The 5,925-nt window shown below is 30.6% G+C and carries 3 protein-coding genes; 2 read left to right on the forward strand and 1 reads right to left on the reverse strand.

Annotated elements, in window-relative coordinates; translation table 11 throughout:
* Positions 1-673: 673 nt before the first annotated feature.
* Complete coding sequence (locus tag DRF75_RS04815; RefSeq protein ID WP_045170720.1) at positions 674-1,768, reverse strand: 5-(carboxyamino)imidazole ribonucleotide synthase; 1,095 nt, start codon at positions 1,766-1,768, stop codon at positions 674-676.
* A gap of 290 nt (positions 1,769-2,058) precedes the next feature.
* On the opposite strand from DRF75_RS04815, the gene apaG reads away from it, so the two are divergent.
* A complete protein-coding gene (gene apaG / locus DRF75_RS04820) occupies positions 2,059-2,463 on the forward strand; it encodes a Co2+/Mg2+ efflux protein ApaG (protein ID WP_045170719.1) in 405 nt (134 codons plus the stop codon).
* Positions 2,464-2,892: 429 nt separating this feature from the next.
* The gene (gene acnA, locus DRF75_RS04825; protein ID WP_129992764.1) at positions 2,893-5,544 is read left to right on the forward strand and encodes an aconitate hydratase AcnA; all 2,652 of its coding nucleotides are present in this window, start codon (positions 2,893-2,895) and stop codon (positions 5,542-5,544) included.
* Positions 5,545-5,925 lie beyond the last annotated feature (381 nt).

Below are 5,925 nucleotides of genomic sequence, written 5' to 3' on the forward strand. Positions count from 1 at the left end.
CGCTTCTTACTAGAATTTTCTTATAATTCATGTTAATAAACCTTTTATAAAAGATAATAAAAGTTTAAGAATAATAATGGAATAAGTATAAATTTATTGGATTTTTTGCTGCCGATGGATATTGTGAATCTGGTAGATATGAATGCTGATTAATTTTACTGGGAAAGTTATAAGAAATATTTTGGAAAGTACTTATAAAGATTAATATCAGTAATAAATTTGTATGAATTGATTGTGGTAATATAATTAGAAGAGTGATTATTGGTTGTCTTAATTTCAAGATATTACTAACCAGTTGTTGATTCTTTTTATGAATGTAGTGAAACTTGTTTCATATCAAATTTGACGGAAGTTTTGTGTAAAGAAATAAAAGAAAATGAGTGTAAATTTATTGGATTTTTTGCTGACAATAGATATTGTGAATCTGGTAGATATGAATGCTGGTTAATTTTACTGAAAATACAGATAGTATGTTGAAAAATACTTGTGAAAATTGGTGTCAAGAATGGATTTGTATATCTCTGTATGAATTGAAAATGTATCTGGTAAGCATAGTATATTAATTCCATTAATGTTAAAGCATTAGCTTTTGCCTTAGCAAAATATGTACTTAATTATATATTTAAGTATCATTAATGCTTACTATGTATTAAAATGACTTTATCTAAATAATCTATACCTCATGATGTTTCAGATTTAACCTGTTAATATGACCCATTTTTCTGTTGTGACTAGCTTTTTTTTTGCCATATATATATATACTTTCATTCATCTTAGTTTTATGTTGGTGGTAATTATATATATCATCTCCTAGTATATTATCCATAGTGCATGGAAAAAGTAACTTTACAGGTTTTAAAGGCAAGCCGCAAATTGCTCTTATTAGTTGTTCAAATTGACTAATATTGCAGGCATCTAAGCTCCAGTGGCCAGAATTGTGCGGGCGAGGGGCTATTTCATTGACTATAAGTTCTTGTTCATCTGTGATGAAAAATTCTACTGCTAATATACCGACTAAGTTGAAAGATTCTGCAATTTGTAATGCAATATTCTTTGCTTGTATGTTTATCTCTTGAGAAATTAATGCAGGAACTGATGATGTTGCTAAGATGCCATTAGTGTGATGATTTTCTGCTACTGGGAAAAATTCTACAGAACCATTAGTACTTTTTGATATTATAATAGATATTTCTTTATATATTTTGACAAATTTTTCTAGAATATATTCTTGTGTCCAATTGAGAGTTGACATAGCGCTTAAATCATCTAACTGTGTTATTAGGTATTGACCTTTTCCATCATAGCCTAGTTCTGTAGTTTTGAGTATGGTAGGATATCCTAATTCCAAAACATTGTGTACTAAATTGTCATAGTTATCAATTATTCTGAAATCTGCGGTTTTAATTCCTAAGTTTCTTATATGTTGTTTTTCTCTTATTCTATTTTGAGAAATGTGTAAGGCTGTTTTACCTGGATAAACTTTAGTTTTCTGTGATAATATGTCTATTGTAGTACTAGGTATGTTTTCGAATTCTAGTGTTGCAATGTCAATACTAGATGCAAATTCAAGCAGTAATTCTTTATTATGGTAGTTATCTAATATTGTGACATTGTTAGTGACATTTACTGATGGACTATCCTGATTATCAGTTAGTAGATGTGTTTTATATCCTAGATTTATTGCAGCTATGGATATCATTTTTCCTAATTGTCCTCCACCTATGATTCCAATTGTGGAACCAGGGCTAACATGTGAGTTGTGTAACATGATAGTAAGTTTGTATTATTACATTTCTGAGAATTAATGATAATATTTATAAAAAAAGTAAGTCAATTAAATAAATAAAAGATATGCTATTGTATGTTGCTTTCGTGCTATCAATATAGTACTAATTAAGTGAAATTTGTATTGTTAAAAGTGGAATGTAATGCTTAATTAATAGATTATTTTATGCAATAGTTAATATTTTAATTATTGTAAATCATAAATTTTAGGTGTTGTATATTGATATATTAGTAAAGTTGGTGTATCATTTATTAGGTAGCTAAGGGTTGTTTATGACATTGCAGTATTACAGCATGACTAAGCTTATTGAAGTTAAAGTCGTTCCAAGTTACTTAGAAGAACAGTCTGCTCCACATGAGAATTGTTATATATGGTTATATAACATTAGAGTCAAAAATAGAAGTAATTCTACAGTACAGCTCTTGAGAAGAAGTTGGAAAATCATTGATTCAACTGGTATTATCAATGAGGTTACAGGTCTTGGTGTGATAGGGAAGCAACCTGTTTTGAAACCTGGTGAATTTTTTGAATATACTAGTGGTGCATATTTGAGTACCCCGTCTGGAATGATGCATGGAGAATATCAATTTATGGATGAGGATGCAGCTCAGGTTTTCTATGTTAATATACCAGTGTTTTCATTAGATAGTCCTTATGTTAATACAAAACCACATTAGTAGGTTTATAATTTTAGGGTGTTGCACAAAGATATCTGTAGGTGAAGTTAAAGCTTTGTTTTTGTAGAAAAGCTTGTGGGTGTGTGGTGTGAGCCTTTTCAATATACTTTACTTAATTTTTGATGAAAATTTGTAATATATAATTTAACATGTGTACATGCTTTAAACTAAGGTGTGAATAAATAATATCATTATTTAACAAATATATTATTAGGTATTTTACCTTATAATATAGAAGTCAATTTATATGTATTTTTAATCAGTGTTGAATTGTTGCAAGTTATATCTTGATAAGAAATATATATGTTATAAATTCTGATAAGAAATTGTTGTGAATACTTTAACTTAAAGATTTAATGTTATATAATAAAATTTCTATTGAGATATTAGTTATTTGTGTGAAAAATTAAGTTGAAAGGAGTGTATAGTGTGGAATTGTTAAATTCTCTTGATTCAAAGAAAAAGTTAATTACAGTAAAAGGTTGTTATGAGTACTTTAGCTTAAAAGCTGCATGCAGTAAGTTAGGTGTTGATATTGCTAGGTTGCCGTATTCACTAAAAGTGTTGTTTGAAAATTTGCTGCGTAATGAAGATGGTTATAGTGTTAGGCTTGAAGATATAAAAAAATTAGCCCAATGTGTTAATAAACATGTAAAATACGAAATAAATTTTTCTCCTGCTCGTGTGTTAATGCAGGATTTTACTGGTGTACCTGCAGTAGTTGATTTGGCTGCGATGCGTGATTATGTAAGGGAAAATGGTGGAAATCCTAATATTATTAATCCTAAAGTGCCAGTTGATTTAATTATCGATCATTCGATACAAGTTGATTTTTATGGTGAAGAAGATGCATTTAATAAAAATGTGTCTGTAGAAATACAAAGAAACTTAGAAAGATATAAGTTTTTAAAGTGGGGACAACATGCTTTTAAAAATTTTCGTGTAGTACCTCCTGGAGCTGGTATATGTCATCAGGTTAATTTAGAGCATATTGCTAAAGTTGTATGGAACGAAGGAGATTTGGTATATCCAGATACATTAGTCGGTACTGATAGTCACACTACTATGATTAATGGTTTATCTGTATTAGGATGGGGTGTAGGTGGTATAGAAGCTGAAGCTGTCATGTTGGGTCAACCTATTACTATGCTTATTCCTCAGGTTATAGGCTTTAAATTAACAGGAAAATTATCAGAAGGTGTTACTGCAACGGATATGGTGTTGACTATTACTAATATCTTAAGAAATAAGGGTGTTGTAGGGAAGTTTGTTGAATTCTATGGAGATGGATTAAGTGGTTTATCTATTGCTGATAGGTCAACTGTTGCTAATATGTCTCCTGAATATGGTGCTACATGTGGATTCTTCCCTATAGATCATAAAACTTTGGAGTATTTGGAGATAACAGGACGTGATCTATCGCTAATAGATTTAGTGGAATCTTATGCTAAGGAACAATGTTTATGGCATACTAAAGAGGAACCACGTTATGATGATATAATAGAACTTGATTTGGCAAGTGTACAGCCTGTAATTGCTGGTCCAAAGAGACCTCAAGATAAAATTTTTCTTTCTGAAGTTAAAGCGACTATACAGAATTTGTTGAAAAGTTCAAAACCTACAACAATTGATGTAGAAAATAGGTCTTTGCGTAATGGTGATGTTGTGATTGCTGCAATAACTAGTTGTACTAATACATCTAATCCAAGTGTTATGATTGCTGCTGGACTTGTTGCACGCAAAGCAAATATGTTGAATCTGAAAGCTAAATCATGGGTTAAGACTTCATTGGCTCCAGGTTCACAAGTTGTGACAGAATATCTAGTGAAATCTGGGTTACAAAGGGATTTAGATGCTTTAGGGTTCCATTTAGTTGGATATGGGTGTACTACTTGTATAGGAAATTCTGGTCCATTGAGTTCTGAAATTGAGGAAGATATCAAGAAGAACGATTTAATAGTAGCATCTGTTTTATCTGGTAACCGTAATTTTGAAGGAAGAATACATCCTTGTATAAGAACTAACTTTTTGGCTTCCCCTCCTCTTGTTGTAGCTTATGCTTTAGCTGGTACTGTTGATATTAATCTTAACTCAGATCCAATAGCTGTAGATGATAATGGCAAGCATGTGTATTTACGTGATATATGGCCATCTAATGATGAAATAAATGAGGTTATTGGCAAAACTATTGATAAACAGATGTTTGTTGATAAATATAAAGATGTGTTTAATGGAGGGAAATATTGGGAAGATTTAAAGTACGTTAATAGTGACATTTATCTATGGGATACGAGTAGTACTTATATACAAAATCCTACATATTTTAAGAATTTATCTATTGATGTAGATAACACTAGCAATAACATTAATATTAGTAATGCGAGAATCTTAGCTTTACTGGGTGACAGCGTTACTACTGATCACATTTCTCCAGCTGGTAATATTGCTGCGAATAGTCCTGCTGGTATGTTCCTAGTACAAAATAACGTTGTAGTACAGGATTTTAATTCATATGGGTCACGGAGGGGGAATCATCATGTGATGACTCGTGGAACCTTTGCTAATATTCGTGTACGTAACGAAATGGTGGATTGTGAAGGCGGATTTACTAAGTACGTACTTACTGGTGAAGAGATGTCAATATTTGATGCATCACAGCTTTATCAACGGAATAACATACCATTAGTTGTCATTGCAGGAAAGGAATATGGTAGTGGATCAAGTAGAGATTGGGCAGCTAAGGGCACTTTCTTTTTAAATATTAAAGCTATAATAGCTGAAAGTTTTGAACGTATACACAGATCTAATCTTATTGGAATGGGTGTGTTACCATTAACGTTTAAGGAAGGGGATACAAGGAAAACTTTACAGTTAACAGGGGATGAAGAAATTAGCATTGTTGGTGAAATTGGTATCAATAAAGAAGTAGAATGTATTATTTTTAGAAAAGAGAATAATGTTAGTCAAAGTATAAAGTTAGTTTGTAACCTCAATACCGCTATTGAAGTTGATTATTTTAAAAGTGGTGGTGTTTTACAATATGTGTTAGTAAAAATGATGCGTGCTAACTTATCAAAATAGTAATTTTTTGTTTAATACAGGCTTTTTTATTTAGTAATGTAAATATGCTATAGAATATATGGAACTATTAGTACTACAATGGCGGTATGGTGTTACTTATGGATAGATACATTATTAAGTTTTTTGTATGTTACGGCATTTAAAGAGTAACAATGTTACTTATTATATAATTAATTGCAGTAATTAATCTGTACTTCAAGTTTATTAATATGGATTATGGAGTTATGTTGTATGTATGGAGTAAATAATAAAATCTTTTGTATGTTTAAAATTTTGAAGGTTGAGATGTTTTGTGTTGGTTAAGTTTTAGTAATTAATCAGTGTTTCAGATCCAACTAAATATGAAGCTGTAGAGTTACTTTATATATGTATAGAGTGAGT

This window comes from Ehrlichia minasensis (genome assembly GCF_004181775.1).
GTDB classification, from domain to species: Bacteria; Pseudomonadota; Alphaproteobacteria; order Rickettsiales; family Anaplasmataceae; genus Ehrlichia; species Ehrlichia minasensis.